Genomic DNA, 4,268 nt, shown 5'->3' with positions numbered 1-4,268 from the left:
CAGATCGTACCGGCCGACGCCAGCGTCGACGGGGGATTTTTCAACGGCCTGCTAGCCGTCCTCGGTGGGCGTGACCATGGGCGTTTATCCGGATGGCGACGATCCGGGTGGCGACGAGCTTGGCCGAACCGTGTGCCGTGTGTTTGTGGGCGGCTGTCAGCCCCGCATCAGCGCCTCGATGGCGTCGGGCTCGACGGGCACGTCGCGCGTGATGAGCTCGCAGCCGGTCTCCGTCACCACCGCGTCGTCCTCGATGCGGATGCCGATGTTCCAGAAGGCGGGGGGCACACCCTCGGCCGGGCTGACGTACAGGCCGGGCTCGATGGTCAACACCATGCCCGGGCGCAGGATGCGGCTGGGCCGGTCACGGATGATTTCGCCGCTCAAGGGGTCACGCCGCTCACTCATCTGGCCGATTTCGCTGGGCTCGACGTAGCTGCCGACGTCGTGCACGTCCAGCCCCAGCCAGTGGCCGGTGCGGTGCATGTAAAAGCGGAAATAATGCCGCTGCTCGATCACGTCGTCGAGGTGGCCGACGTCGTTGCGGTTGAGCAGGCCCAGGTCCAGCAGGCCCTGCGCCAACACCTTGACCGTAGCGTCGTGTGCATCGACGAAGCGCGCGCCGGCTCGCGTGGCGTCGATGGCGGCCTGCTGCGCGGCGCGCACCAGCTCGTACAGGTCGCGCTGCGGGCCGCTGAAGCGCCCGTTGGCGGGGAAGGTACGCGTGATGTCGCTGGCGTAGCCGTCGAGCTCGCAGCCGGCGTCGATCAGCACCAGCTCGCCGTCACGCACCGGCGCGCAGTCGGCGCGGTAGTGCAGCACGCAGGCGTTGGCCCCGGCGGCTACGATGCTGCCGTAGGCCGGGCATTGCGAGCCATTCTGGCGGAATTCGTGCAGCAGTTCGGCATCCAGGTGGTACTCGCGCACGTCCTGCCCGGCGCGGATCATGGCCGCGCAGCGCTGCATGGCGCGGATGTGGGCGCGCGCGCTGATGCGCGCGGCGCGGCGCATCACGTCCAGTTCGTACGCGTCCTTGATCAGCCGCATCTCATCCAGCAGCGCACAGACGTCGCGCAGTGCCTGCGGGCAGTCCACCCCATAGCGCACCCGCGCGCGCACCTTCTGCAGCCAGCCGTCGATGCGGCTCTCCAGACCCGGGTGCACCGCAAACGGAAACCAGACGCTGCGGCGGTTTTCCAGCAGCTTGGGCACACGCGTGTCCAGCTCGTCCACGGCGTAGGCTTCGTCTACCCCCAGCGCGGCAGGTGCGGCTGCCGGGCCCAGCCGGTAGCCGTCCCAGATCTCGCGCTCCCGATCCTTGGGTTGGCAGAACAGGGTGCTGTGGCCGTCGGCTGTCAGCACCAGCCAGGCATGAGGCTCGGTAAAGCCGGTCAGGTAGTAGAAATAGCTGTCGAAGCGAAACAGGTACTCGCTGTCGCGGTTGCGCAGCCGCGGCGGTGCCGTGGGGATGATGGCGATGCCGCCGTCGCCCAGTTGCGCCGCCAGCCGCGCACGCCGCTGCGCGTACACCGCCTGATGAGGAATCGTGGTCGTCATGGCGGGGATGATACGGGTGGCGGGGTCGCCGTGCGGCGTGTCCGGACACTGTGCCTGCGCCACCCTCGGGTTCAGCCGTTGAGCGCGGCCCAGCGCTGCGGCGTGCCGACGTCGGTCCACGCGCCGTGCCAGATCTCGGCCGTGACGCGGCCGGCGGCTATGGCGCGGCGCAGCAGCGGCGCCAGCGGCGCAGCCACGCCGTCGGGGTTGCCGGGCGCAATGTCGCACCACGGTGGCGCAAACAGCGCCCGGCGCAGCAGGGCCACGGTGGCATAGGTCCAGCGCGGGCGCGGATCGTCGCGGTCCAGGTCGAGTGCGCGGCCTGCGTCATCCAGCCCGAAGTCGCCACGGGGATGGTGTTCGGGGTTGGGCACCAGCCACAGGTGTGCCAGCGCGTCGCTGGCGGCAAAGCGCTGACGCGCGGCCGGCTCGAAGCCAAAGTCGGGCATGAACACGTCGCCCGCCGCCAGCCAGAATATATCGGCCAACTGGGGCAGCGCGCGGGCAATGCCGCCGGCCGTCTCCAGTGCCCGGCCAAAGTCCCGCCCCTCCATCGAGTAGCGCAGCGCCACCGTGCCGGCTGCCGCGCGGTAGCTCGTGCCCAGTGCCGCCGGGATGCGCTCGCCTAGCCAGGCGGTGTTGATCAGCACGTCTCGGACACCAGCGCGGGCCAGCGCTTCCAGGTGCCACACCAGCAGCGGGCGGCCACGCACCGGCAGCAGCGGCTTCGGGGTGGTGTCGGTGAGGGGGCGCATACGCTCGCCGCGGCCAGCGGCCAGCAGCAGCGCTTCGGCGGGGCGCTCGGCGACCCCGTCGGGGGCAGGGGCGGGCAGGGCGCGGTCGGGGGTTACAGACATGGTGCGATTGTGCGTACAATCCCATTGATTTTTGTCAACCGGAGGCTTGGAGCATGGCTCACGTCGATACTCAGCACCCCAACACGCCGTCCGATGATCCGGCGGAAGCTATCGTGGGCGTCATTCCCTGGCTGATTCCGCTGGCCGGGGCCATTTTGATGTTCCTGCTGGCCTTCATCGCCGTTGTCATGGCGTAAGGTGGAGCTGCGTGCGGCGCTGGCTGCCGCGGTGTGCGAGCAGCGGGTGACGGCTGCCGCTTTCCCTGACACACGGTCATACAGACCCGCCCGGCGTCGTGCCCGGCGGGTTTTTTGCCATGTCGACAGGTCGCTGCGCGACGGCGCGCGGGGTCGTCATCAGGGGGTCATGATGTCATGCTTGTTTTGCATGAGGCCGGTCGCCTATGGGCCTTGCAGGTCGCCGTGGCCTGCCTACAATGCCCGTTGCCTCCCTGCAGGGCCGACCCGGCTTCGGGATATCCCCCGGACCCCTGGGTCACCCGCCACCGCGATCCGCGTGACGAACGGCCGCAGGGCATGACCGGGCCGCCCGGCAGCGCGGCCCCCTCACCGGCGGCGTGCCGCAGCGGCACGCGCCCTCCCCGTTCGCTTCCAGGATCGCCGTTCCATGAATGCCCCCGTGATGCAGGGACTCCCGCTCAACACCCCCGCCTATGTCAAGCACGCCCGCCTGATCGCTTGGGTGGCCGACATCGCTGCCCTGTGCAAGCCCGATCGCATCGAGTGGTGCGACGGCAGCCAGGCCGAATACGACCGCCTGTGCGAGCAGATGGTGGCGGCAGGGACGCTGAGGCGTTTGAACCCCGCCAGGCGGCCGAATTCCTACTTGGCTTGGACCGACCCGTCGGACGTGGCCCGTGTCGAAGACTGCACCTTCATCTGCTCGGCGCGGCCCGAGGATGCCGGCCCGACCAACAACTGGATGGCGCCCCAGGAGATGCGGGCTCTGCTGCAGTACGGGCGCGACGGGCAGCCCGGTCTGTTCGATGGCTGTATGCGTGGCCGCACGATGTATGTGATCCCGTTCAGCATGGGACCGCTGGGCTCGCCGATGGCCCAGATCGGTGTCGAGCTCACCGACAGCCCCTACGTGGTGGTCCATATGCGTCTGATGACGCGCATGGGCCGGGCGGTCTACGACGTGCTGGGCCGTGACGGGGCGTTCGTGCCCTGCGTGCACACGGTGGGTGCGCCGCTGGCCCCGGGCCAGGCCGACGTCGCCTGGCCGTGTAACCCCACCACCAAGTACATCGTGCACTACCCCGAGACGCGCGAGATCTGGTCGTATGGCTCGGGTTACGGGGGCAACGCCTTGCTGGGCAAGAAATGCTTGGCGTTGCGCATCGCCTCCGTGATGGGGCGCGACGAAGGCTGGCTGGCCGAGCACATGCTGATCCTGGGTGTGACCAGTCCCGAGGGCAGGAAGTACCACGTCGCCGCCGCCTTCCCCAGCGCCTGCGGCAAGACCAACTTCGCGATGCTGATCCCGCCCAAGGGCTTCGAGGGCTGGAAGGTCTCCACCATCGGCGACGACATCGCGTGGATCAAGCCGCATGCCGACGGACGGCTGTACGCCATCAACCCCGAGGCCGGCTACTTCGGCGTCGCGCCGGGCACCAACGACCAGACCAACCCCAACTGTATGGCCAGTCTGGCGCGCGACGTCATCTTCACCAACGTGGCGCTGACCGACGACGGCGACGTCTGGTGGGAAGGGATGGGCCCGGCACCTGGGCACTGTCTGGACTGGCAGGGTCGGGACTGGACGCCGGCCGATGGCGCTGCCGGGCGCAAAGCTGCACACCCGAACGCGCGCTTCACGGTGGCGGCCACC

Annotated in this window: 4 protein-coding genes; 2 read left to right on the top strand and 2 right to left on the bottom strand. The window is 69.3% G+C overall.

Annotated features, from left to right (window positions below):
• Positions 1-156: 156 nt before the first annotated feature.
• Together V7Z54_RS09470 and V7Z54_RS09465 are read right to left on the bottom strand one after the other, a co-directional pair.
• Positions 157-1,557, bottom strand: a complete 1,401-nt coding sequence (locus V7Z54_RS09470; protein WP_334136122.1) for an aminopeptidase P N-terminal domain-containing protein — start codon at positions 1,555-1,557, stop codon at positions 157-159.
• 71 nt (positions 1,558-1,628) lie between these two features.
• The gene (locus tag V7Z54_RS09465) at positions 1,629-2,414 is read right to left on the bottom strand and encodes a nucleotidyltransferase family protein (protein ID WP_334136121.1); all 786 of its coding nucleotides are present in this window, start codon (positions 2,412-2,414) and stop codon (positions 1,629-1,631) included.
• A gap of 53 nt (positions 2,415-2,467) precedes the next feature.
• Between V7Z54_RS09465 and V7Z54_RS09460 the strand changes: the two genes are divergently transcribed.
• Positions 2,468-2,611 carry a hypothetical protein gene (locus V7Z54_RS09460; protein WP_334136119.1) on the top strand — a complete coding sequence of 48 codons (144 nt, stop codon included), beginning with the start codon at positions 2,468-2,470 and terminating at the stop codon, positions 2,609-2,611.
• Between the two features lie 430 nt (positions 2,612-3,041).
• Positions 3,042-4,268 (top strand): phosphoenolpyruvate carboxykinase (GTP) (locus V7Z54_RS09455; RefSeq protein ID WP_334136117.1); only part of this gene is annotated, 1,227 nt, incomplete at its 3' end.

Origin of the sequence: Tepidimonas sp., from assembly GCF_036824975.1 — a bacterium.
Taxonomy (GTDB): domain Bacteria; phylum Pseudomonadota; class Gammaproteobacteria; order Burkholderiales; family Burkholderiaceae_C; genus Tepidimonas.
The sequence above is the reverse complement of the archived record's forward strand: the minus strand, read 5'-3'. Positions and strand labels throughout refer to the sequence as shown.